Origin of the sequence: Herbaspirillum sp. WGmk3 (assembly GCF_023952535.1) — a bacterium.
Lineage (GTDB): Bacteria > Pseudomonadota > Gammaproteobacteria > Burkholderiales > Burkholderiaceae_D > Herbaspirillum > Herbaspirillum huttiense.
Genome location: NZ_JAKYWT010000004.1, coordinates 279558 through 305055 on the forward strand (window position 1 = coordinate 279558; position 25498 = coordinate 305055).

Annotated in this window: 19 protein-coding genes and 1 pseudogene; 16 read left to right on the plus strand and 4 right to left on the minus strand. The window is 60.5% G+C overall.

From position 1 onward, the window contains the following. Positions 1-83: 83 nt before the first annotated feature. Both MKD49_RS16995 and MKD49_RS17000 read left to right on the plus strand, forming a co-directional pair. Positions 84-770, plus strand: coding sequence for an aspartate/glutamate racemase family protein (locus tag MKD49_RS16995; RefSeq protein WP_204725157.1), 687 nt, complete (start codon positions 84-86; stop codon positions 768-770). 8 nt (positions 771-778) lie between these two features. Further along, positions 779-2194, plus strand: coding sequence for an FAD-binding oxidoreductase (locus MKD49_RS17000; RefSeq protein ID WP_121038413.1), 1416 nt, complete (start codon positions 779-781; stop codon positions 2192-2194). A 90-nt stretch (positions 2195-2284) separates the two neighbouring features. Here MKD49_RS17000 and lpdA read toward each other — a convergent pair whose 3' ends face one another. From lpdA to gshA, 4 genes are all read right to left on the minus strand, one after another. Continuing rightward, positions 2285-4060 (minus strand): dihydrolipoyl dehydrogenase, encoded by a 1776-nt coding sequence (gene lpdA / locus MKD49_RS17005; protein ID WP_134134784.1) that lies wholly within the window; start codon positions 4058-4060, stop codon positions 2285-2287. 30 nt (positions 4061-4090) lie between these two features. Next, positions 4091-5758 (minus strand): dihydrolipoyllysine-residue acetyltransferase, encoded by a 1668-nt coding sequence (gene aceF / locus MKD49_RS17010; protein ID WP_252697037.1) that lies wholly within the window; start codon positions 5756-5758, stop codon positions 4091-4093. A gap of 203 nt (positions 5759-5961) precedes the next feature. Then, entirely contained in the window at positions 5962-8658 is a 2697-nt protein-coding gene (gene aceE / locus MKD49_RS17015; RefSeq protein ID WP_121038407.1) for a pyruvate dehydrogenase (acetyl-transferring), homodimeric type, read from the minus strand. Positions 8659-9204: 546 nt separating this feature from the next. Beyond that, the gene (gshA, locus tag MKD49_RS17020) at positions 9205-10800 is read right to left on the minus strand and encodes a glutamate--cysteine ligase (RefSeq protein WP_204725156.1); all 1596 of its coding nucleotides are present in this window, start codon (positions 10798-10800) and stop codon (positions 9205-9207) included. Between the two features lie 298 nt (positions 10801-11098). Between gshA and folD the strand changes: the two genes are divergently transcribed. The 14 genes and pseudogenes from folD to MKD49_RS17090 all read left to right on the plus strand — a co-directional run bounded on the left by folD (position 11099) and on the right by MKD49_RS17090 (position 25485). Next, on the plus strand, positions 11099-11944 hold the full coding sequence (gene folD / locus MKD49_RS17025; RefSeq protein ID WP_209531613.1) for a bifunctional methylenetetrahydrofolate dehydrogenase/methenyltetrahydrofolate cyclohydrolase FolD: 846 nt from the start codon (positions 11099-11101) through the stop codon (positions 11942-11944). Positions 11945-12013: 69 nt separating this feature from the next. Further along, complete coding sequence (locus tag MKD49_RS17030) at positions 12014-14089, plus strand: M3 family metallopeptidase (RefSeq protein WP_252696883.1); 2076 nt, start codon at positions 12014-12016, stop codon at positions 14087-14089. A gap of 420 nt (positions 14090-14509) precedes the next feature. After that, positions 14510-15502: a LysR family transcriptional regulator gene (locus MKD49_RS17035; RefSeq protein WP_252696884.1), complete on the plus strand. Its 993-nt coding sequence runs from the start codon at positions 14510-14512 to the stop codon at positions 15500-15502. Between the two features lie 430 nt (positions 15503-15932). Next, the gene (locus MKD49_RS17040) at positions 15933-17453 is read left to right on the plus strand and encodes an amino acid ABC transporter permease/ATP-binding protein (protein ID WP_252696885.1); all 1521 of its coding nucleotides are present in this window, start codon (positions 15933-15935) and stop codon (positions 17451-17453) included. Between the two features lie 27 nt (positions 17454-17480). Further along, positions 17481-18353 (plus strand): phytanoyl-CoA dioxygenase family protein, encoded by an 873-nt coding sequence (locus MKD49_RS17045; protein WP_252696886.1) that lies wholly within the window; start codon positions 17481-17483, stop codon positions 18351-18353. Positions 18354-18395: 42 nt separating this feature from the next. Next, the gene (locus MKD49_RS17050; protein WP_121038389.1) at positions 18396-19226 is read left to right on the plus strand and encodes an ABC transporter substrate-binding protein; all 831 of its coding nucleotides are present in this window, start codon (positions 18396-18398) and stop codon (positions 19224-19226) included. 24 nt (positions 19227-19250) lie between these two features. Then, complete coding sequence (locus tag MKD49_RS17055) at positions 19251-19982, plus strand: class II aldolase and adducin N-terminal domain-containing protein (RefSeq protein WP_252696887.1); 732 nt, start codon at positions 19251-19253, stop codon at positions 19980-19982. 119 nt (positions 19983-20101) lie between these two features. Continuing rightward, complete coding sequence (locus MKD49_RS17060) at positions 20102-21421, plus strand: NAD(P)/FAD-dependent oxidoreductase (RefSeq protein WP_252696888.1); 1320 nt, start codon at positions 20102-20104, stop codon at positions 21419-21421. Between the two features lie 44 nt (positions 21422-21465). Continuing rightward, positions 21466-21882: a RidA family protein gene (locus tag MKD49_RS17065; RefSeq protein ID WP_121038381.1), complete on the plus strand. Its 417-nt coding sequence runs from the start codon at positions 21466-21468 to the stop codon at positions 21880-21882. Between the two features lie 13 nt (positions 21883-21895). Further along, the gene (locus tag MKD49_RS17070) at positions 21896-22573 is read left to right on the plus strand and encodes a DUF1028 domain-containing protein (protein ID WP_252696889.1); all 678 of its coding nucleotides are present in this window, start codon (positions 21896-21898) and stop codon (positions 22571-22573) included. 109 nt (positions 22574-22682) lie between these two features. Next, a pseudogene (locus tag MKD49_RS17075) lies at positions 22683-23038 on the plus strand (transposase); the annotation flags it as partial. Positions 23039-23110: 72 nt separating this feature from the next. Further along, the gene (locus tag MKD49_RS17080; RefSeq protein ID WP_121038374.1) at positions 23111-23530 is read left to right on the plus strand and encodes a DNA polymerase III subunit chi; all 420 of its coding nucleotides are present in this window, start codon (positions 23111-23113) and stop codon (positions 23528-23530) included. A gap of 23 nt (positions 23531-23553) precedes the next feature. Then, on the plus strand, positions 23554-23982 hold the full coding sequence (locus MKD49_RS17085) for a hypothetical protein (protein ID WP_121038371.1): 429 nt from the start codon (positions 23554-23556) through the stop codon (positions 23980-23982). A gap of 192 nt (positions 23983-24174) precedes the next feature. Then, a complete protein-coding gene (locus MKD49_RS17090) occupies positions 24175-25485 on the plus strand; it encodes a D-amino acid dehydrogenase (RefSeq protein ID WP_121038368.1) in 1311 nt (436 codons plus the stop codon). Positions 25486-25498: the final 13 nt, after the last annotated feature.

Genomic DNA, 25498 nt, shown 5'->3' on the forward strand with positions numbered 1-25498 from the left:
ACACACAAATGAGCAAGGAGCATGCCCGTCGGCCTGGGGTAGAGTCGTTGCCTGTGCTGACTCCTGTTTTGCGAGAAACCATCATGTCCCTTGTCCCGGCCGACGGCCCTGCCCTGTTCGTCATCAATCCCAATAGTACGGCCGCCGTCACGCGCGGCATCGATGCGGCCATGACGCCGCTGCGCATGGCCGGCGGACCGGCCATCGAATGCCTGTCGCTGCCGTCGGGACCGCCCGGCATCCAGACCCAGCAGGACGTGGACAACGTGGCCCCGCAGCTGGTGGCGCTGGCGCGCTCCTTGCGTGCCCGTGCGGGGGCTTTCGTGATTGCCTGCTATTCCGATCCCGGCCTGCACGCGGTACGCGAGGCGGTGGACGTGCCGGTGCTGGGCATCATGGAAAGTGGCGTGCTGACAGCCCTGACACTGGGCCAGCGCTTCGGCGTCATCGCCATCCTGCCGGGCTCGATCCCGCGCCATCTGCGCGCCTATGGCGCGATGGGCGTGCAATCACGGCTGGCGGGCGAACTGGCCATCGGCCTGAACGTGACCGATCTGGCCGACTACGACCGCACGCTGGCCCGCATGTGCGAAGTGGGCCTGCGCCTGCGCGATACACAGGGTGCCGACGTGATCGTCATGGGTTGCGCCGGCATGGCGGTCTATCGGGACGCCTTGCAGGAAGCGCTGGGCATACCGGTGGTGGAACCCAGCCAGGCAGCAGCGGCCATGGCCATCGGCCGCATCAAGATGAACTGGCATGGTGCCTGAGGACCGATATGAATGAAAATACCCAGCAACTGATCGAGCAACTGCGCAGCATCGTGGGGGATGCCGGACTGGTCACCGCAGCCGACGAGCAGGCGCCGTACGTGAAGGATTGGCTCAACAAATGGCAGGGCCGCGTCGCCGTCGTGGTGCGCCCGGCCGACACCGCGCAAACCGCCGAAGTGGTGCGCCTGTGCCACCAGACCCATACCCCCATCGTCACCCAGGGTGGCAACACCGGCATGAGTGGCGGCGCTACGCCCGACGACAGCGGCGCCCAGGTGATTCTCTCGACCACGCGCATGAACCGCATCCGCGCAGTGGACCCCATCAACAACACCATGACGGTGGACGCCGGGGTGATCCTGGCCCATGCACAGGAAGCGGCGCGCGCCGCAGGACGCTACTTCCCGCTCAGCCTGGGGGCCGAAGGCAGCTGCACGGTCGGCGGCAACCTGGCCACCAATGCCGGCGGAATTGCGGTACTGCGCTTTGGCAACATGCGCGAGCTGGCGCTGGGACTGGAGGTGGTCCTGCCCGATGGCCGCATCTGGAATGGCTTGCGCGGCCTGCGCAAGGACAACACCGGCTACGACCTGCGCGACCTGTTCATTGGCTCCGAAGGTACGCTGGGCGTGATCACCGGCGCGGTACTGAAACTGTTTTCGCAACCGCACGCGCGCGCTACCGCCTGGGTCGGCTGCGACAGCCTGGCGCAGCTGGCCGAGCTGCTGGCGCGCACGCGGGCGCGCTGCGGCGACCGGCTGGTGGCTTTCGAGATGATGTCGGCCGCCTCGCTGGCGCTGGTGCTGCAGCACGTCACCGACACCCGCGCGCCGCTGGCGCAGCCGGCTCGCTACAACGCCCTGATCGAACTGGCCGATACCGAAGACCTGGGCTTGCAATCCATGCTGGAGGAGCTGCTCGGGCAAGCCATGGAAGATGCGCTGGTCACTGACGCCATGCTCTGCTCCAACGGTACCCAGGCCGCCGCCCTGTGGAAAATCCGCGAGGGCATTTCGCAGGCGCAGGTACGGGCGGGCAAGGTCATCAAGCACGACATCGCCCTGCCGATCTCGGCCATCGCCGGGTTCGTGGACCAGGCCGAGCGCGCGATCGCCGCTTGCGGGCTGCAGGCCGAGATCATCAACTTCGGCCATCTGGGCGATGGCAACCTGCATTTCAATGTGATGATCCCGCTGTCCTCTTCTTATGAAGAGGTAAGGCAGGCCACGTTGCAGCTCAACAGACTGGTGCACGACCTGGTGACGGAGAAACAAGGCAGCATCAGCGCCGAACATGGCGTGGGCCAATTGCGGCGCGACGAACTGCGGCACTACAAGTCGCCGCTGGAGATGGAACTGATGCTGCGCATCAAGCAGGCGTTTGATCCCAACCTGATCATGAATCCGGGCAAGTTGCTCTAGCCGGAGAATGAAGCAGGCTTGAACCGTGAATGCACGAAAAAAAATGGCGGACCCGAGGGTCCGCCATTTTGTTCATGCAAGACGCTGCGCTTACTTCTTGCGCTGCGGCGGCAAGTCCGTGCAATGCCCTTCTGCGACTTCAGCGGCCATGCCCAGCGATTCACCCAGGGTCGGGTGCGGGTGGATGGTCTTGCCGATATCGACGGCATCCGCGCCCATCTCGATGGCCAACGCCACTTCGCCGATCATGTCGCCTGCGTGCGTACCGACGATGCCGCCACCGATGATGCGATGGGTCTCGGCATCAAAGAGCAGCTTGGTGAAACCTTCCGACCGGCCATTGGCCACGGCGCGGCCGGAAGCGGCCCACGGGAAGTGGCCCTTCTCGATCTTGATACCCTTGGCCTTGGCTTCGTCTTCGGTCACGCCGACCCATGCCACTTCCGGATCGGTATAAGCCACCGAGGGGATCACGCTGGCATCGAAGAAGCTCTTCTCGCCGGCAATCGCTTCAGCAGCCACGTGGCCTTCGTGCACCGCCTTGTGCGCCAGCATGGGCTGGCCCACCAGGTCGCCGATGGCGAAGATGTGCGGCACGTTGGTGCGCATCTGCTTGTCCACGGCGATGAAGCCGCGATCCGAAACGATCACGCCCGCCTTGTCGGCCGACAGCTTCTTGCCGTTGGGGCTACGGCCCACGGCCACCAGCACCAGGTCGTACAGTTGCGGCTCGGGTGCAGTCGCACCGGCTTCAGCGGCTTCGAACGTGACCTTGATGCCTTCCGGCAGGGCTTCCACGGCCACGGTCTTGGTCTTGACCATGACGTTGTCGAAGCGCTTCTCGTTGAACTTCTGCCAGACCTTGACCATGTCGCGGTCCGCGCCTTGCATCAGGCCATCCATCATCTCGACCACGTCGATGCGTGCGCCCAGAGTGGAATAGACGGTGGCCATTTCCAGGCCGATGATGCCGCCGCCGATGACCAGCATGCGCTTGGGCACCTGGCGCAGTTCCAGCGCGCCGGTCGAATCGACGATGCGCGGATCCTGCGGTACGAACGGCAGGTTCACCACGGACGAACCGGCGGCGATGATGGCGTGCTTGAACTGCACCACCTTCTTGCTGCCGTCCCCGGCGGTGACTTCGATGTGGTTGGGGCCGGCGAACTGGCCGTCACCACGGACCACCTGCACCTTGCGCGCCTTGGCCATGCCGGCCAGGCCACCGGTCATGGTGCCGATGACCTTGTCCTTGTAGGCGCGCAGCTTGTCGATGTCGATCTCGGGCTTGCCGAAGCTCACGCCGTGCGAGGCCATGGCGGCGGTCTCGTCGATCACGGCCGCCACGTGCAGCAGGGCCTTGGAGGGGATGCAGCCGACATTGAGGCAGACGCCACCCAAGGTGGCATCGCGCTCGACGATGACGGTATTGAGACCCAGGTCGGCCGCGCGGAAGGCAGCCGAGTAACCGCCAGGACCACCACCGAGCACCATCACGTCGCACTGCACGTCGGCGCTGCCGCCGAAGCTGGCAGCGGCCGGTGCCGCCACCGGTGCGGCGGGTGCAGCAGCAGGCGCGGCAGCCGGAGCGGGTGCAGCGGCCGGTGCCGGTGCGGCAGCCGCTTCACCAGCGGCTTCCACCAGCAACAGCAGCGAGCCTTCGGCGACCTTGTCACCGACCTTGACCTTCACTTCCTTGACCACGCCGGCCTGGCTGGACGGGATTTCCATGCTGGCCTTGTCGGATTCGACGGTGATCAGCGACTGATCCACCTTGATGGTGTCGCCGACCTTGACCATCACCTCGATGACTTCGACTTCCTTGAAATCCCCGATATCGGGGACCTTGACTTCAGATAGACTCATTGTCCTGACTCCGTAATGTTCGGTGGTGGCTTAGAGGAGCGACTTGCGCAGATCGCCCAGCACGTCGGCCAGATAAGCCGAGAAGCGCGCGCCCATGGCGCCGTCGATGACGCGGTGGTCATAGGACAGCGAGGTCGGCAGCATCAGGCGCGGCACGAACTGCTTGCCATCCCACACCGGCTTGGTGATCGACTTGGACAAGCCCAGGATGGCCACTTCCGGCGCATTGATGATGGGCGTGAAGGCGGTACCGCCAATGCCACCCAGCGAGGAGATGGTGAAGGTCGCGCCTTGCATGTCGGCGGGCTTCAACTTGCCGTCGCGGGCTTGTGCGGACAGTTCGCCCATTTCGGTAGCGATCTGGCCGATGCTCTTCTGGTCGGCGTTCTTGATGACCGGAACCACCAGGCCATTCGGGGTATCGGCGGCGAAGCCGATGTTGTAGTACTTCTTCAGGATCAGGTTCTCGCCCTTCTCGTCCAGGGACGCATTGAAGGCCGGGAATTTCTTCAGGGCCGAGACGCTGGCCTTGATGACGAACGCCAGCATGGTCAGCTTGACCGGCGACTTGGCCTTGGCGAAGGCATCGTTGGAGGTCTTGCGGAATTCTTCCAGCTCGGTCACGTCGGCTTCGTCGAACTGCGTCACGTGGGGAATCATGACCCAGTTGCGATGCAGGTTGGGGCCGCTGATCTTCTTGATGCGCGACAGCGGTTGCAGTTCGGTTTCACCGAACTTGCTGAAGTCCAGCGACGGCCACGGCAGCAGGTTCATGCCCGAACCGCTGCCATTGGTCGCCGGTGCGGCAGCGGCCACCGAGGTGGAACCGGCCATGACGCCCTTGACGAAGTTCTGCACGTCCAATTGCAGGATGCGGCCCTTGGGACCGGTAGCCGGCACGCGCGACAGATCCACGCCCAGTTCGCGGGCGAACTTGCGCACGGAAGGCGAAGCGTGGGCCTTGCCGCCGGTGCTGGTGGCCGAAGCGGTAGCGATGGCGGGCACGGCGGCAGCGGCCGGCGCGGGTGCTGCAGCAGGAGCCGGTGCAGCGGCCGGCGCGGCGGCAGGTGCAGCGGCGGCGGCAGGAGCGGCGGCAGCAGCCGGCGCGCCACCTGCAGCTTCGATGGTGGCGATGATGCTGCCCTTGGCGACCTTGTCACCCAGCTTGATCTTCAGTTCCTTGATGACGCCGGCGTGGCTGGAGGGGATCTCCATGCTGGCCTTGTCGGATTCCACGGTCAGCAGGGATTGCTCGGCCTTGACGGTGTCGCCGACCTTGACCATGACTTCGATGACTTCCACTTCCTTGAAGTCGCCGATGTCGGGGACTTCGATCTCGACGGTGCCACCGCCGGCGGCGGCAGGCGCCGCGGCCGGAGCCGGTGCAGGTGCGGAAGCCTGCGCGGCGGCCGGCGCAGCGGCGGCGGCTTGCGGTGCGGCGGCAGGGGCCGCTGCACCGCCCTCGCCTTCGACGATCACCAGCAGCGAACCTTCGGCGACCTTGTCACCGACCTTGACCTTGATTTCCTTGACCACGCCGGCCTGGCTGGACGGGATTTCCATGCTGGCCTTGTCGGATTCAACCGTGATCAGCGACTGGTCGACCTTGATCGTGTCACCGACCTTGACCATCACCTCAATGACTTCGACTTCCTTGAAATCGCCGATGTCCGGGACTTTTACTTCGACTTGACTCATCTGATGCGCTCCGTTGTTCTGTTCCCTGGCCTTGAACCAGGAGAAGTATTCGCAGGTGGGAAGGTACTGGCTGTACCGCACGACGCTGGCTTCTTGCGCCATCACATCATCGGGCGGCAGACCTTCCCCTTGGGTGGCAGTTCCAGACACGACACATCCCCGCGATCAGCAGGCTGAGGCGGGGATGGTCGGTCAGGCAGTCCTTACAGGGTCACCGGGTTCGGCTTGTTCGGATCGATGCCGTATTTGGCGATGGCTTGCGCCACCACTTCCGGCTTGATCTTGCCTTCATCGGCCAGCGACTTCAGTGCGGCCACGGTCACGAAGTAACGGTTCACTTCGAAGAACTCACGCAGCTTGGCGCGGGTGTCCGAACGGCCGTAGCCGTCGGTGCCCAGCACCTTGTAGGAACGGCCCTTCGGCACGAAGGCACGGACCTGCTCGGCGTAGGTGCGCATGTAGTCGGTGGAGACCACGATCGGGCCTTCGCTGCCTTCCAGCGATTGCTCGAAGTAGCTCTTCTTCGGGGCCTCGGCCGGGTGCAGCATGTTCCAGCGCTCCACATCCTGGCCATCGCGGGCCAGCAGGGTGAAGGACGGTGCCGACCAGACGTCGGCGTCGACCTTCCAGTCATCGCGCAGCAGGTCGGCCGCAGCGATGACTTCGCGCAGGATGGTGCCCGAACCCAGCAGTTGCACGCGCAGCTTGTTTTCCTTGCCGCCTTCGTTCAACAGGTACAGGCCCTTGATGATGCCCTCTTCCTGGCCCGGCTTGATGCCAGGGTGGCCGTAGTTCTCGTTCATCACGGTGATGTAGTAGAACACGTCTTCCTGGTTGGCCACCATGCGGCGCAGGCCGTCATGGATGATCACGGCGACTTCGTGGGCGAAGGTCGGGTCGTAGGGAATGCAGTTCGGGATCGCCGAGGCGAACACGTGGCTGTGGCCGTCTTCGTGCTGCAGGCCTTCACCGTTCAGTGTGGTACGGCCGGCGGTGCCGCCGATCAGGAAGCCGCGAGCGCGCATGTCACCGGCTGCCCATGCCAGGTCGCCGATACGCTGCAGACCGAACATGGAGTAGTAGGTGTAGAACGGAATCATCACGCGGTTGTTGGTCGAGTACGAGGTCGCCGCAGCGATCCACGAGCTCATGCCACCGGCTTCGTTGATGCCTTCCTGCAGGATCTGGCCGGCCTTGTCTTCGCGGTAGTACATCACCTGGTCCTTGTCGACCGGTTCGTACAGCTGGCCGACCTGGCTGAAGATGCCGATCTGGCGGAACAGGCCTTCCATACCGAAGGTACGGGACTCGTCGACCATGATGGGCACCACGCGCGGGCCCAGGTTGGGGTCGCGCAGCAGTGCGGTCAGCACGCGCGAATAGGCGGCGGTGGTGGAGATCTCACGGCCTTCGGCCGTGGGTTCCAGCATGGCCTGGAAGGCCGACAGTTCCGGCACCGGCAGCTTTTCGTCGGCGTGGACACGGCGCTGCGGCAGGTAGCCGCCCAGGGCCTTGCGGCGCTCGTGCAGGTACTGCATTTCCGGCGCATCGTCAGCCGGCTTGAAGAACGGGATGTTGGGCAGTTCGGCGTCCGAGATCGGCAGCTGGAAGCGGTCGCGCATGGCGCGGATGGCTTCGTCGTCCAGTTTCTTGGTGTTGTGCGCAGTGTTGCGCGCTTCGCCGGCCTTGCCGAAACCATAGCCCTTGATGGACTTGGCCAGGATCACGGTCGGCTGGTCCTTGGATTCCTGCGCGACCTTGAAGGCCGCGTAGATCTTGTGCGGGTCGTGGCCGCCGCGGGTCAGGCGCCAGATGTCGTCATCCGACATCTTGGAGACCATTTCCAGCAGCTTGGGATGCTTGCCGAAGAAGTGCTTGCGCACGAAGGCGCCGTCCTTGGCCTTGTAGTTCTGGTACTCGCCGTCGACGGTTTCCATCATGACCTTCTGCAGGATGCCGTCCTTGTCCTTGGCCAGCAGCTCGTCCCAGCCGCTGCCCCAGATGACCTTGACCACGTTCCAGCCGGCGCCGCGGAAGTCGGACTCCAGTTCCTGGATGATCTTGCCATTGCCGCGCACCGGACCGTCCAGGCGCTGCAGGTTGCAGTTGACCACGATGACCAGATTGTTCAGCTTTTCACGGCCGGCCATGCCGATGGCACCCATCGATTCCGGTTCGTCCATTTCGCCGTCGCCACAGAAGGCCCAGACCTTGCGGTTGTCGGTCTTGGCAATGCCACGGGCGTGCAGGTACTTCAGGAAGCGTGCCTGGTAGATCGCCATCAAGGGGCCCAGGCCCATCGAGACGGTCGGGAACTGCCAGAATTCCGGCATCAGCTTGGGGTGCGGGTAGGACGACAGGCCATGGCCGTCGGCTTCGCGGCGGAAGTGGATCAGCTGGTCTTCGGTCAGGCGGCCTTCCAGGAAGGCGCGCGCGTAGATGCCGGGCGAGGAGTGGCCCTGGATGTACAGCAGGTCGCCACCGTGCTCTTCGGTCGGGGCGTGCCAGAAGTGGTTGAAGCCGATGCCCAGCATGTTGGCCAGCGACGCGAAGGAAGACAGGTGGCCACCCAGGTCGCCATCCACGCGGTTGGCCTTGACCACCATGGCCATGGCGTTCCAGCGCATCCAGGAGCGCAGGCGCTCTTCATATTCCAGGTTGCCCGGGCAGTGCTCGCCCTGGTCGGCCGGAATGGTGTTGACGTAGGCCGTGTTGCTGGAGAAGGGGATGTGGGCACCACGGCGGCGCGCCAGATCGACCATGCGTTCCATCAGGTAGTGGGCGCGGTCCGGGCCTTCCTTTTCGATCACGGCTTCGAGGGCGTCAAGCCACTCCTGGGTTTCCATCACATCGGGATCGTTGGCGGCCTGCGCCAGAACTTGATCGATTTGGGCTGACATGTCATGTCTCCTGGTTGTTGAGAGATCCGTCCGGTCGGGTGGACCAGGCGGGTCGGTCGGTTCATTCGGTACGCAATGCCGCCGGCAGGTGTTGCAGGAAAAGCGCCATGTGTTGCCTGTGCTGCAATCCTTCCCGGCCCGTGGGGCAAGGCGTTGGAGGCGAAACAGGCTTAAATGTACGGTCTTCCAGCCGTGTGGACGACGAATTTTATCAGGGAATTTTTGATTTTCAAATTACGATAATCAATTTCATAATGCGAAAATATGCTGCAAAGCGGCATGAATAGGGGCTTCCAGGGCCTCGTATTTTTACTATATGCCCTTGTGAGCGAGGGTTTCTTGCCCTGTTTGCAATGCCGCAAAGGCTGCCAGGAGAGCCTCAAACGGCATTTTTCGCACCGTAAAAGTGAACGGAAAGAATTGCCAAGGCAGCAATGACCTGCCTTTCCGGCCGACAAGCAAAAACGCCTCGTCGAGGGACGAGGCGTTGCCATTTTGCATATCGTTCAGGGATTGCCCACCATAAATGAAGCGGAAGGTCCGGTATCAGATGGCGATATTGCCCAGGGTACTAGCCCGGTAGGCGGCCACGAAGGTATCGAAGTCGCCGACCTGGGTGCGCTCGATGTCGCGCTGGGCATCCAGCGAAGCCTGGGCGATGGCCACGAAGTCAGCCGTCCTGGAGGACGAGAGCGGACGGGCGATCAGTTCGGCGGCCTGGCGCTGGCTGTGGGCCAAGGTATAAGCCGGGAAGGAATTGCCGGCTTCGCGGATCTCGCGCAGTACGCGCGCCGAGGGGGTGCTGTCGGGATCGGCCAGCTTGGCGCGCTGCACGGCCAGACTGTCGCGGTGCTGGGTGCCACCGAGATGACGGTCCAGCAGCTCGGCGACCGGCTCCATGCGGTCCAGCAGTTGCTGGCCCCAGTCGGTGAGCAGCAGGCTTTCACCCTTGAACTGCAGCTTCAAGCCGGGACGGCGGCCTTCCTTGACGGTGGCCAGGAAGTTGGCACGGTTTTCCACGCCCTCCTCGTCCGAGGTCAGGCAGCTCGATTCCAGCGCCAGGAAGTGCAGGAACACATCCAGGAAACGCGCCGCTTCCAGGCCGATGCCCAGCGGGTTGAAGGGATCGATGTCCATGCAGCGCACTTCCACATACTGCACGCCGCGCGCCGACAGCGCCTGCACCGGGCGCTCGCCGCTGTTGATGACGCGCTTGGGGCGGATCGACGAGTAGAACTCGTTTTCGATCTGCAGGATGTTGGTATTGATCTGCACCCATTCACCATCGCGCTTGGTGCCGATGGCTTCATACGGCGGATACGGCTCGCTGACCGCATGCGCCAGGCTGCGGATGTAGGCCGGCAGGTTGTTGTAGTGCGGGGTGATGTTGGCTTGGGCGTGGTTCTGGTAGCCCAGGTCGCTCATGCGCAGGCTGGTGCCGTAGGGCAGGAAGAGCGTGTCTTCGGACAACGTCTCCAGCTGATGCGGCCGGCCGCGCAGGAAATTGGTCGCCACCGCCGGCGACGCACCGAACAGGTACATCAGCAGCCAGCTGTAGCGGCGGAAGTTGCGGATCAGGGCAATGTAGCGCTCGGACTGGTAATCGCGGCGCGACAGGGAAGGATCGACGGTGTCGTCGCCGTCCCGCAGGACTTCCCACAAGTCTTCACTTAAAGAGAAGTTGTAGTGAATACCGGCGATGCACTGCATGGTGCGGCCATAGCGCAGCGCCAGGCCACGGCGGTAGACGTGCTTCAACATGCCGATGTGCGAGCTGCCGTACCAGGCCAGGGGAATCTCGTCTTCCGGCGGCAGAACGCAGGGCATCGAGGCATTCCACAGGAATTCGCCGTCCAGCTTGGTGTAGGCAAAGCGGTGGATCTCGTCCAGGCGCTGCAGGGCATCGGCGATGTCGGGCATGGCCGGGGTGATGAATTCCAGCAGCGCTTCGGAATAATCGGTGGTGATCAGGTCATTGGTCAGGGCCGAACCCAGCGCCGGCGGATGGGGCGTGCGCGCCAGCTGGCCCTGGCGGTCCACGCGCAGCGTCTCCCGTTCCACGCCGCGCAGGCCCTGGCCCAGCAGCGCAAGATGATGCGGCTGGGAAAGCTGTTGCAGGCGGCGGGTGAGGAGATCGGTCATGCGGTAGTCCTTGGTTCTTGTCGCTATGTATTAGCAGCTGGGGCTTCAGGATGCGGGAGCATAACCGAAATTGCAAATCCCCGTCGTGCGCCCCCCCAAATGCCAAGATGAAGGAAATTGATGCAAAAAGTATTTGCAATCAAGCAATATGCCATCTCGCGCCGGCATTTCGTCCGGCCTGCCGCCTGGCTTTATAATCACGGGTTCCGGTGCTTTGCGCCTTGAGTTCGAGTGGTCCCGGCCTGACCGGGCGCCTTCTTTCCAGCCCTGCCCTTCACTTTCTAAAGCCTTATCTGCCATGTCTGCCCAACTGATCGACGGAAACCTGCTCTCCCAACAACTGCGCGCCGAAGTGGCCCAGCGCGCCGCCGCCCTCACCGCCCAAGGCAAGCAACCCGGCCTGGCCGTGATCCTGGTGGGCGACAGCCCCGCTTCCCAGGTCTACGTGCGCAACAAGGTCAAGGCCTGCCAGGACAATGGCCTGCACTCCGTGCTGGAAAAATATGAAGCCTCGATGACGGAAGCCGAGCTCCTGGCCCGCATCGACGCCCTCAACGCCGATCCCAAGATCAACGGCATCCTGGTGCAGCTGCCGCTGCCGGCCCATATCGATGCCCACAAGGTGATCGAAGCCATCGCCCCGGAAAAGGACGTGGACGGTTTCCACGTCAGCAACGCCGGCCTGCTCATGACCGGCCAGCCGCTGTTCCGCCCCTGCACTCCCTACGGCGTCATGAAGATGCTGGAATCGATCGACTACCCGGTGCGTGGCGCCAATGCGGTGGTGGTCGGTGCCTCGAACATCGTCGGCAAGCCGCAGGCGATGTTGCTCTTGCAAGCCGGTGCCACCGTCACTATCTGTAACTCCAAGACCCGTGACCTCGGCCACCACACCCGCCAGGCCGACATCCTGGTAGTCGCCACCGGCAAGCGCAACATCGTCACCGCCGACATGGTCAAGCCTGGCGCAGTCGTCATCGACGTCGGCATGAACCGCGATGACAACGGCAAGCTGTGCGGCGACGTCGATTTCGCCAATGCCAAGGAAGTCGCCGGCTGGATCACCCCGGTGCCGGGTGGCGTGGGTCCGATGACCATCACCATGTTGCTGGTCAACACCATCGAAGCCGCCGAACGCAGCTGATCGGCACGCCCTTAGCGCATTACCCTCCGGCAGCCTGGCTGCCGGATGTTTTCAGAGAAACGAGAGCCCATGACCACCACTGACATCGCCGCCAATCCCCTGCTCGATTTCTCGGGCTATGCCCAGTTCGATGCCATCCAGCCGGAGCACGTCACACCGGCGCTGGACAAGCTGCTGGCCGACGCCAGCCGCCTGGTCACCGAACTGGAAGCACCGATGGCCGAAGTCACCTGGGACAATTTCGTCGAGCCGCTGGAGTCCGCCACCGAAAAGCTGGGCCGCGCCTGGAGCGTGGTCGGCCACCTCAATTCGGTGATGGACACCCCGGCCCTGCGCGCCACCTACAACGAGAACCAGCCGCGCCTGGTGGAATTCTGGACTGCGCTGGGCCAGAACCTGGCGCTGTTCGAGAAGTACAAGGCCCTGCAGTCCAGCCCGGCCTTCGCCTCCCTGTCGGCCGCGCGCCGCAAGGTGGTGGACAATGCCGTGCGCGACTTCCGCCTGTCCGGTGCCGAACTGGCCGACGACAAGAAGGAACGCTTCGCCGAGATCCAGGAAAAGCAGGCCATGCTGACCACCCGTTTCTCCGAAAACGTGCTGGACGCCACCAATGACTTCGCCCTCTTCGTCGAGGACGAGGCCGAATTGTCGGGGCTTCCGGCCGATGTGAAGCAAGCTGCACGGGCCGCCGCCGAGAAGGATGGCAAGCCCGGCTACAAGTTCACGCTGCACTTCCCCTCATATTTCCCGGTGCTGCAATATGCAGATAATCGCGCGCTGCGCGAGAAGATCTACCGCGCCAACGCCACCAAGGCGTCCGAGCTGGGGGTCAAGCCGGAATGGGACAACAGCGGCAACATCGACCAGATCCTGCAACTGCGCAAGGAAGAAGCGCAATTGCTGGGCTACGCCAACTTTGCCGAAGTGTCGCTGGTGGCCAAGATGGCCAAGTCGCCCGGCGAAGTGATCGCCTTCCTGGAAGACCTGGGCCAGCGCGCCCGCCCCTTCGGCCAGAAGGATTATGAAGAACTGAAAACCTTCGCCCGCGAGAAGCTGGGACTGGAGGAACTGAAGGCCTGGGACAGCACCTATGCCTCCGAAAAGCTGCGCGAGCAGCGCTACGCCTTCTCGGAACAGGAAGTGAAGCAATATTTCCCCGAGCCCAAGGTGGTCGGCGGCCTGTTCCAGGTGGCGCAGCAGCTCTTCGGCGTGCAGATCAAGCCCGATACCGCGCCGGTGTGGCACAAGGATGTGAAGTTTTACCGCATCGAGCGTGATGGCCAGCTGGTGGGCCAGTTCTACCTGGACCTGTATGCCCGCTCCGGCAAGCGCGGCGGCGCCTGGATGGATGATGCGCGCGCGCGCCGCCTGACTGCGCAAGGCGTGCAAACCCCGATCGCCTACCTGGTCTGCAATTTCACCGAACCCGCGGTAGTCGATGGGGTGGCCAAGCCGGCCCTGTTCACGCACGATGAAGTGATCACCCTCTTCCACGAATTTGGCCATGGCCTGCATCACATGCTGACGCAGGTCGATGAAGTGGGCGTGTCCGGCATTTCCGGCGTGGAATGGGATGCGGTGGAACTACCCTCGCAGTTCATGGAAAACTTCTGCTGGGAATGGGATGTGCTGCAGCAGCTGACTGCGCATGCCGAGACCGGCGAGCCGCTGCCGCGCGCGCTGTATGACAAGATGATCGCCGCCAAGAACTTCCAGTCCGGCCTGCAGATGCTGCGCCAGGTGGAGTTTTCGCTGTTCGACATGCTGATCCACCACGAATATGAAGCTGGTGGCCAGCAAACCGTGCAGCAACTGCTCGACAGCGTGCGTGACCGCGTTGCCGTCATCCGCCCGCCGGAATTCAACCGCTTCCAGCATTCCTTCTCGCACATCTTCGCAGGCGGGTATGCGGCGGGATACTACAGCTACAAGTGGGCTGAAGTGCTGTCGGCGGATGCGTACAGTGCGTTTGAGGAAGCGGCTGCCGGCAGCGGCAACGTGATCTCGCTGGAAACCGGTCGCCGCTTCCAGCAGGAAATCCTGGCCGTGGGCGGTTCGCGTCCGGCCATCGAGTCCTTCAAGGCGTTTCGTGGGCGGGAGCCGAGCATTGATGCCTTGCTGCGGCATAGCGGCATGGCCGCCTGAGTTACCAGTTCTTCATATAGTAAAAGTAAATAAAGCCTCGGTGGAAACCGGGGCTTTGTTGTTTGTGGGACTTTCTCACCTGTATCGGCCCAGAGATGAGTGACGACGCTTATCGAAAATGCGCGAGGCAGCTTTCCAGGGTCTGTTTACATTTTTTCCAGCGTCGAAAGAAAGCGTCGCGCCAAGGCTTCGCGCTCCCCCATTACATAGCGCAATCTCCGAACAAGCTCAATACGCTACCCGGGATACCCAATCGCACCAGCGTGGTGTACCCACAGTCCGATTTGGCATTGAGCATAGCTCCCCTGCCGCACCACCCTGGTGAGCACCACAACTGGACGCAGAGCCCGGCCACCCACCGGGTACAGTCCTTGCTTTGGAAAAAACTATGCAATGCCGTTTTCTGAAAGGGCTGCTCCTATGAGTCAACTAAACTCGCGCTTCACGCTGAAACAAATTAAATATTTTGTCGCCGTGGTGGAGGAGGACAGTATCGTAGAAGCGGCCAGGAAGCTGCATATTTCTCAGCCCTCCATTTCAGTCGCCATCAAGTCTCTGGAAGAGATACTGGACCAGCCCCTGTTCATACGACACCATGCGCAGGGCGTGTCCCTTACTCCAAACGGCCGCAGGGTTTATGAAAAGGCGAAGCAACTGCTGCAGCTTTCCAATGATCTGGAACAGAATTCAACGACTGAATGGAATCTGGTCTCGGGAACTATCGCGCTGGGTTGCTTTGAGTCGGCCGCGCCCCTCTACTTGCCGAAACTGATTTCGGGATTCAAGAAAATCTATCCGCAAATCACCATACAGCTTCAGGATGGCGAGCAACATGAACTGATGCAAGGGCTGCACCGCGGAAGATTTGATCTGGTGTTCCTCTACGATCTGGAATTGGGCAATTCGATCAACAAGGAAGCGCTGAATGCGCCACACAAGCCTTACGCATTACTTCCTGCCGGGCATCGCCTGGCAAAGCAGGCGACAGTTACCTTGGAAGAATTGAGTCATGAGCCAATGATTCTTTTGGATGTGGTGCCGAGTCGTAACTACTTCGTTGATATTTTCAAGAATCGTGGTTTCTATCCGACCGTGGCATATAGCTCGCCATCGATCGAGATGGTGCGCTGTATGGTGGGCCAGGGCCTCGGCTTTTCCCTGCTGGTGACACGGCCCTATACGGAAAACACCTACGATGGCCAGCGCCTGGTGCAGCTCGACATCGAAGATGACATGCCCACATCGACGCTGGTGATGGCCTATCTCAAGAATAGCCAGCCCTCACCAACGTCCCGGCTCTTCATGGACTATTGTCACAGCGTGGATCTGACGCCCCCTGCCGTCCCACCTGAGGAGGCAAATGCCCCTCCGGTTCAGCAAGATCGACGAGAGGCGAATTTCTTCGTAGCCTGATCACCCATCCTGCCTTCACTTCCCTCCTCCCGTCTTCCACAGATTTTCCCTGATTGAATGACGACCATCGACCAGTGAGCACCCACTGGCGACGGATCTCCAGCAACTCACGGCGATGATTTCAGCGCCGGATACCGTCCTCATCAACGTCCTCTCCAACGCGTCTTTTCGCCGTTCATCCGTGGCACCAATAGCGGGAATGGCGCACTAAATTGGCGTCCCCACCAACCAAAATGACGCACCTTCATGCGCGAAAATTCCACATCGCTGTGCACGTTCATCTGTATAGGGTGAGCCTAAGCAGCGCATAACTATTTGTTAATTGACGCACCTCAAAGCATGGAAAGATACTGGCCACCAATCGAGATCCACTAGCGTCTCGGTCATTTTTTTCTTTGATTGTCGTGGCCACTGGTCCTGAAAAAACAATATGAAATTTGACTGGAATTACATGTTCAGCCTGTTGCGCCAGCAGGACTTCTGGTTCGCGACAGTGACAGTGATCAAGCTGAGTATTGGTGCCTGGCTCATCAGCGTCGTCATCGGCTTTGTGCTGGCATTGGCCAAGCAATCTTCAAATCGTTTTCTCAGCGTACCGGCACGCTTTTATATCTGGTTATTTCGCAGCCTGCCGCTGCTCGTGCTGCTGATCTTCATCTATAACCTGCCCCAGGCGATACCATCGAGTGGTGCCGTTCTCAACGATCCCTTTTGGGCCGGCCTGATTGGCCTGGTGTTGAGCGAGACTGCCTATATCGCCGAAATTCACCGTGGTGGTCTGCTATCGATTCCGAAGGGGCAATATGAGGCGGCAGTCGCACTCGGCCTGCGGTTCTTTGGCATCCAGTGCCGCATTGTCGTGCCGCAGGCAATCCGTGTTGCCCTGCCTTCCCTGACCAATGAATTCATTGCCATCGTCAAGCTGAGTTCGCTCGTTTCAGTGATTTCCTTGACTGAAATTCTGATGGTGGGTCAACGACTGTATTCGCAGAATTTCCTGGTCATGGAAACCATGACTGCGGTGGCCATTTACTACGTGATGATCGTCACGGTATTCGATTTCCTCCTGAAACAAGTCGAGCATCTGCTTGACGTCACCAAACGCAAGATCGCTCGCACCCCCGATGCGGCATTCTTTGAGCTGGCCAGGAACAAGGTCGTGCAAGGGCTCAGACAGCAAAGCGATTTGCAAGGTCCCGCCCTGGAAGCTTCCCGATTGCATAAGGCTTACAACAATGTTGAGGTGCTGGGCGCGGTTGACCTGTCGATTGCGCCAGGACAGGTGGTCTCCGTGATCGGGCCTTCTGGCTCAGGGAAGACAACGCTCATCCGCCTGTTGATCGGATTGGAAAAACTGGATAACGGCGATATCAAGATCAACGGCCAGCCATTCATCCACCTCCTCCGGCAAGGGATTCACAAGCCAAGGCTGGTGGAGAACACTGCGCATCGCCGGCAAATTGGCATGGTCTTTCAGAGCTTCAATCTGTTCCCCCATCTGACGGTACTGAACAATCTCTTGCTGGCACCCCGCTATCACGGAATTGCGCCGACCGAGGAACTAAAGGAACAGGCCTACGCACTGCTCCTGAAGGTCGGCATGCTGGAACACGCATTCAAGTATCCGCATCAGTTATCGGGAGGCCAGCAACAACGTGTGGCCATTGCCCGGGCATTGATGATGCGCCCGCAGATCATGTTGTTCGATGAACCGACCTCGGCACTGGACCCGGAAAAAGTGAACGAGGTCCTGCAAGTCATCGAGGCCCTTTCCAAAGAAGGCATCACGATGGTGATCGTGACGCATGAAATGAATTTTGCGTTCAAGGTCTCTGATCGCATCGTCTTCATGGAAAAAGGCCGTGTGGTGTGCGATGACACGCCGGAGGTCTTCAGAAAAGGAAGCAATGCGCGGGTGGAGGCTTTCCTCAAAGATGTTTCTTTAGCTTAGCGTCTGTCATTTATCAGGGAGTCTGAAATGCTTGAGCAGTACCAGATCGATCAATATCATCAGCAAGGTTTTCTGGTGATCGAGGGCGTGTTGTCCGACACCGAAGTTGCATCGCTGAGCAACGATTTCGAGCGATGGGTAGAGGAAAGCCGGACGAAAAAACAGCCATGGGGAAAGACGCAGGATGGGCGTTCCCGCTTCGATATCGAAGACGATCACCGGGCTGATCATCCTTCTCTGCGGCGTGTCAGTTCACCCACGGAGATTTCTTCTGCCTATCGAAAAATCGCTTTCGAGTCGCGCATGGCGGCCATCGCAGCACAGTTGATCGGTGGCTCGGGTACCCGCTTCCACCACAGCAAAGTCAATTCCAAACTACCGCATACCAAGACGGTGGTGGACTGGCATCAGGATTTCCCATTCACGCCGCACAGCAACGATGACCTGGTCACGGCGTTGTTGATGGTGAGTGACGTCACGCCGGATAACGGCCCCCTGCTGGTGGTGCCCGGCAGTCACAAGGGACCGCTCTGGTCCCACTGGAAAAACAACCAGTTCACCGGCTTTGTCGACGATACCGTCGTGCAAGCGCATTGCCAGACGCCTGTTGCCTGTTATGCCCCATCGGGATCGGTGTGTTTCATGCATACCCGCCTGCTGCATGCCTCCAAGCCGAACAACACCGAACAGCCACGCACCCTGTTCATCAGCGTCTACGCTGCTGAAGATGCACTGCCATTTTGTGAAAACCCGCTCCCTAGCCAACATGCAGGCCTGCTGGTATCGGGCAACGAAAGTGGAATCGTGCGCTGCACCGAAAACCAGTTGCGTCTGCCCGAGAAACCTCGTGGTGCATCGTTCTTTGTGCAACAACAAGCCGCCAAGCACGCCATGGCCTGACCATCAATCGCTTCAACTCATCTCAACAAGGACATAACCATCATGACTCAGCGTTCCGTTTTCAAGGCTATCTTCCGTACAGTGGGCGTAGCAGCGATTGCACTGACTTCGTTGAATGCCGCCGCTTTTCAACAACCCGGAAAAATCACGGTGGGATCCGACGTCACCTTTTTTCCTTATGAATACATGGAAAACAACAAGCCCGTCGGATTCGACATCGAACTCGTCGATGGGCTTGCAAAAGTGATGGGACGCAAAGTTGAAACGATTGATACCCGCTTCCCGAATCTGATCACAGGCTTGCAAGGCAACCGCTTTGACATCATCAATTCCTCCATGTACATCACCGCTGAACGTGTCAAGGTGATCGACATGATCCCTTACCTGAAAAGCGGCGAATCGATCCTGGCGCTCAAGGGCAGCGATTATCAGCCCAAGAAGCCAGAGGATTTCTGTGGCCACAAGGTAGGCTCCATGGGGGCAACTTCATGGCTGCAGCAATTGCGCAAGCTGTCCGCTGACTATTGCGTCAAGAACGGGAAGAAGCCCATTGAGATCAGCGAATTCCAAACCGATCCCCAAACCACCCAGGCGCTGCTATCGCACGCCGTCGAAGCGCAGATTACCGACGCTGCCGTGGCACGTGGCGCAGTGGAGAAGTTGGGTGACCGCATCGTCATTTCCTCGGACACATTGATTTATCCGGTGCTCAACGGCTTCGGCGTGAAAAAAGGCAACGACGAAGTGAAGAAGGCCCTGGTTGACGCCTTGAACAAGTTCAAGACATCGCCTGAATACGCCGCCTTGCTGAAGAAATACAAGTTCGAAGCACCTGCTGAAAAAGACCTGGAAGAACTGATGCCCAAACCTTGAGTGAATTGAGCGAGGCGAACCACCATGTCGTTAAACCATGAAGAGCAGGTGCGCATCGATCTGGCTGCCACCTTTCGCATCATCGCGCATCTCGGGATGCATGAGGCGGTCGCCAACCACTTCAGTGCGGCACTGTCGGCGGATGGAAAGCAATTCCTGCTGAATCCCAAATGGATGCATTTTTCACGTATCCGTGCGAGCGATCTGCTGTTGCTGGATACAGACGACCCATCTTGCGGAGAGCGCACGGATGTCGATGCAACTGCCTGGGCAATTCATGGGCAAATTCACCAGAAGCTGCCTCAGGCGCGGGTAGTGCTGCATCTTCATCCGGTCTATACGACCAGTGTGGCCACGCTGAAAAATCCGCACATCCCTCCTGTTGATCAGAATACGGCTCGCTATTTCAACCGCGTCGCCGTTGATGATATGTACGGAGGGATGGCCGATACGGTCGAAGAAGGAGCCCGATTGGCCGGACTGCTCCAGGACAAGACCCGTCTGTTGATGGGTAACCATGGCGTGATGGTGATTGGCAAGACCATTGGTGAAGCGTTCGACGATATATGGACGCTCGAACGCGCCTGCCAGATCCTGGTAACGGCATGGTCAACGGGGCAGCCGCTGAAGATTCTGTCCGAGGCGGTCGCAGAAAAAACCGCACGGAGCTGGGAAAAAATACCGGATTTTTCTCAGCAGCATTTTGAAGAAATGAAATATTTGATGATGAAAGACGATCCCTCGCTAGCTGATTGAGCTGGTCGTCCGGCGATGTGAAAGCTTGTTTTCTGACCGGCGCTGCACATGGCAACTGGATTGAAATTGGGCTCAATGATGCCGCGATGGAGTGAAAAATTCTGTCCGAAAGATTAGCAATGACCAAGATAATGCATGAAATTGACACGCTCGTTGTCGGGGCTGGCCAGGCCGGTGTGGCCATGAGTGAGCATCTGGGCCGGCTTGGCGTGGCCCATGTGGTGCTTGAAAAGAACCGTATCGCCGAAGCGTGGCGCACCGGCAGATGGGACTCTCTGGTGGCCAATGGCCCCGCATGGCATGACCGTTTCCCGGGCCTTGAATTTGATCTTCCGCCGGACGCTTTCGCCAGTAAGGATCAGGTCGTAAATTACTTTGAAAAGTATGCCGACAAGATATCGGCACCCATTCATACCGGCGTCGAAGTACAGCGCGTCATCCGCAATGCCGGCGGTCCCGGTTTCACGGTCGAGACGTCGGAAGGTACTTACCTGGCCAAGCGCGTGGTCATTGCGACCGGCCCTTTCCAAAAGCCGGTGGTGCCGTCAATCGCCCCTGCAGATCCGGCGCTGTACCAGATTCATTCGGCGCACTATTTCAATCCGGCTCAATTACCCGAAGGCAATGTGCTGGTGGTGGGTGCCGGTTCCTCCGGAGTGCAGATTGCCGAAGAGCTGCACGCTGCCGGCCGCGACGTGTATCTCTCAGTCGGACCGCATGAGCGCCCTCCCCGCTCCTATCGCAACCGCGATTTCTGCTGGTGGCTAGGGGTGCTCGGCATGTGGGATTCCGAAGCCATGCAACCCGGTCGGGAGCATGTCACCATCACCGTGAGTGGTGCACGTGGAGGTCACACTATCGATTTCAGGCAACTCGCGCAGAGTGGCATCACCCTGGTGGGACACACGGCATCCTTTGAACACGGCAAAGTGAGCTTCAATCCTGATTTGGTGGATAACCTGAACCGCGGTGACGACAGCTATTTCTCCCTGTTGGATGCGGCCGATGCCTATGTCAACCGCAATGGCCTGGACTTGCCCCCCGATCCTCAGGCTCGGCAGCGTGTGGCCGATGCGGCATGCATCACGGAACCCTTGCTTGAACTCGATTTGCAGAAGACCGGGGTGACGTCAATCATCTGGGCTACCGGCTATGCGACGGATTACCGTTGGCTGGAGGTCGACACCCTGCATCCCAATGGCAAGCCCCGGCACCAGCGAGGTGTGGGTGCAGAGCCCGGCATTTATTTTATCGGTCTGCCGTGGCTGTCCCGCCGTGGCTCGGCCTTTATCTGGGGCGTGTGGCATGACGCCAAGCATGTGGCAGACCACATTGCCATACAGCGTCAGTATGAGCAGCATCACGCCCTCAAATCTTCGCCGCAAGAGGACGGCACTGCGCAAGAATTCAGCGCTGCAAGCCATCAAGCAGTCGCCTGATCCGAGATTTTCATCAGCCCATTGATAGACAGTACCTAGCCAACATGACCACTCCTACGCATACCCGCATTCGCATGTTCAATACGCGCGAAACCTATCCCAACCAGAACCTGGATAACGATCTTTGCCAGGCAGTTCGTGCCGGCAACACCGTTTATGTCAGAGGCCAGGTCGGGACCGACTTTGAGGGCAATCTGGTGGGACTTGGCGACCCCCGTGCGCAAGCAGAGCAAGCCATGAAAAACGTCAAGCAACTGCTTGAAGAGGCTGGGAGCGATCTGTCGCATATCGTAAAGACGACGACCTACCTGACCGATCCCCGCTACCGTGAACCCGTCTATCAAGAAGTTGGCAAGTGGCTCAAGGGTGTCTTCCCGATCTCGACGGGCCTGGTGGTGGTCGCCCTCGGCCAGCCGCAATGGCTGATGGAGATCGATGTCATCGCGGTCATTCCCAACTAGACGGAGCATCTTCATGACGCTTTCTATTGCCGGCCGCTGCGCCGATACCGGACAGTTGGGTATCGCCATCAGTTCATCCAGTATTGCTGTGGGTGCGCGCTGTCCATGGATACGCAGCGGTGTCGGCGCGGTCTCGTCACAAAACATCACGTTGCCCGCGTTGGGACCGCTGACGCTCGATCAGCTGGAGCAGGGCTGCCTCCCGGATGAGGCGTTGAAGCACGTGCTCGCTACCAATGCCTACAGCCCGTTCCGGCAACTGATCGCCATCGATCATCAGGGCCGCACGGCCCACTTCAGCGGTAACCGCACGCTCGGTGTGCATGCGGCCGTCGCCGGCGAGCAGTGTGTAGCGGCAGGCAACATGCTGGCGAGTCCGTCGGTGATCGAGGCAATGATAGCGGCTTTCGAGTCAGCTCCCGGTCACCTTGCGGATCGCCTGATTGCAGCAATGCAGGCGGGCCTTGATGCCGGCGGAGAGGCAGGTCCGCTGCACTCATCGGCCTTGATCGTGGCAGACGATCTGGTCTGGCCCATCGTCAACTTGCGCGTGGACTGGGCAGACGACGATCCAATCGGAAAGCTGGCAACACTTTGGCAGGCCTATCACCCGCAGATGAATGACTACCTCGACCGTGCCCTGGATCCGGCCAATGCGCCTGGCTATGGAGTGCCTGGAGACAATCGATAAACGCACTGGCCGCGTTGGCTACCGTACGGTCAAAACAAATGCGGCGACCAGTGTCTGCTTGCATTTGCTGAAATGTGTTTACATCTTGTTTTTGCGCGAGCGAAACGGGATGGTTAGAAGACTGCTAAATGACAATGTAGGGAAGAAGGTCGATGCAATTCCGCCAGTCGAGGAAGGCGACCGAGGACGAACAGCGCTCGACAATCGATGGTTTCTCGAAGCGGTGCTGTGGATCGCTCGCACAGGTGGCCCTTGGCGCGATCTGCCAGTCGAGTCCGGTCGGTGGCATACCGTGTACATGCGTTTCTCGCGCTGGAGGCGCAACGGTGTCTGGCAGCGAATCGCACTTGCAATGGCTGGTGAAACGGAAATCGAACACATCCTGATCGATTCAACCATTGTCCGAGCACACCAACATTCGGCCGACGCGTCAAAAAAAGGGGGCCGCAAGCGCTCGGACGTACCTAAATCCGGCAGACAGGGGCCTTCTTCGGCACTCCGATAGCCTGCTGCACCGCGACCCACTATACTGACGGGATGACCCGAATCGACTTTCACAGCAACGTCCCGCAAAAGATCGCCTACGTGTGCCGTCTGGTGCGCAAGGCGCGCGCTTCCGGTGCCACCTTGGTACTGCGTACCCCCAACCGCGCCGAATTGCAGCAGCTGGACCAGGCGCTCTGGAGCTTTTCCGAGCAGGATTTCCTGCCGCACGTGATGGCCGGCGACCCGCTGGCCGCGCAGACGCCCATCATCCTGACCGCCGACGACAGCGCCGACCTGCCGCACCACCAGATCCTCATCAACCTGGGCAGCGACACCCCCGCGCATTTCGCGCGCTTCGAACGCCTCCTGGAAATCATTTCCGCCGACGACGCCGACAAGGCCGCCGGCCGCGACCGCTACCGTTTCTACAAGGAACGCGGCTATCCCCTCTCGCACCACGTGGCCGCCTGAGCCCGCCCCCGCCCGCTCACGCCATGAACCACGACGACAACAGCATCCCCCTGCTCACCGAGATCATCCCGCTCGCACCGGCCGCGTCCCCCGCTCCGGATTACGCCGCCCCCATGCAGCCGGGCGCCTTCCACACCCAGCCCGCGAATACTCATTACCAGGCGCCCGCAGCGGCGGCCCCGGTGATGGCCCCCCTGCCCCCGGTGACCCCGGCCGCCGAACAATACCGCCAGTGGGAACAGGAAATCCGCGAAAACGTCCTGCAAAGCCTGCTGGAACGCGTCGATACCGTGCTGCACCAACACCTGCAGGACCAGATGGCGCTGGCGCTGGACCATCTTTCCGATATCGTGATGCAGCGCGTCAGGGAAGGCCTGCGCGATGCCCTCACCGAAACGGTCGAGCGCGCCGTGGCGGAAGAGATGGCGCGCTTTACATCTTCAAAAATGTAAATCTTGCTGGAATTTTCTTTTACTTTTGAATAAAAATATCGCAACAGTCTTTTTATTCATAAAAATTCCAGCCAGTATTGATCACATCGGCAATCACGCTTTTCTTACAATGCTTGCATTGTTCGCATTTGAATTCGCAAATGCGAACGTCCGAACAACCACAGCAAGTTCATGCAAAACCGGGAGAGTGAGATGAAAGTGATCGTATTGGGCGCAGGCATTATCGGAACCGCTTCCGCCTGGTTCCTGAAGAAGCAGGGCTACGACGTCACCGTCATCGACCGCCAGCCCGGCGCGGCGCAGGAAACCAGCTTCGCCAACGGCTGCCAGATCTCGGTCTCGCATGCTGAACCCTGGGCCAATCCGGCCGCCCCGATGAAGGTGCTCAAATGGCTGGGCAAGGAAGACGCCCCGCTGCTCTATCGCTTCCGTCCCGAATGGCTGCAGTGGAAGTGGGCCGTGGCCTTCCTGCGTGAATGCACCGCCGCCCGCACCGACGAGAACATCCGCAACATCGTCGCCCTGTGCGAATACAGCCGCCAGACCCTGCAAGCCGTGCGCGCCGAAACCGGCATCCAGTACGACCACCTGACCCGCGGCATCTTGCACTTCTACACCGAAGAAAAGGAATTCCAGGACTCGCTGCCCGCCGCCAAGCTCATGCGCGACCTGGGCTGCCCGCGCGAATCCATCGGTGCTGATGAAGTCGTGCGCATCGAACCGGCCCTGGCTTCGATCCGCAACAAGATCGTCGGCGGCGACTTCACCGCCACCGATGAATCGGGCGACGTCTTCAAGCTCACCACCGGCCTGGCCAAGAAGAGTGAAGAAGCCGGCGTCGAATTCCGCTACTCCACCAGCATCACCCGCCTCATCACCGAAGGCGCTGGTGCCGCCGCCCGCGTGACCGGGGTGGAAGTCATCAACCCGGACGGCCGCCATGAAGTCCTGAAGGCCGATACCTTCGTGGTTGCCATGGGCAGCTTCTCGCAGCAACTGGTCAAGCCGCTGGGCATCGACCTGCTGCTCTACCCAGGCAAGGGCTATTCGGCCACCTACCAGATCACCAACCCGGACGCCGCCCCCACCGTCTCGCTCACCGACGACGGCTACAAGCTGGTGGTTTCGCGCCTCGGCGACCGCCTGCGCGTGGCCGGCACCTGCGAACTGAACGGCTACACCCGCGAACTCAACACCACCCGCTGCGAAGCCATCACCCGCCGCACCCGTGAACTGTTCCCGGATGGCTGCGACTACGAGAACCCGACCTACTGGACCGGCCTCCGCCCGCTGACCCCATCCAACGTCCCCTACGTGGGCAAGACCAAGTTCGCCAACCTGTACCTCAATACCGGCCACGGCACCCTGGGCTGGACCATGGGCTGCGGCTCCGGCCGGGCGATTGCCGAGATCGTCTCCGGCCACGTGCCGGAAATCGATTTCGCCTTCACCGGCCTGCCGCGCTGGAACCGCGCACGCCAGGTGGTGACCCAGGCCGCTTGAGCGTTTTAGGGCC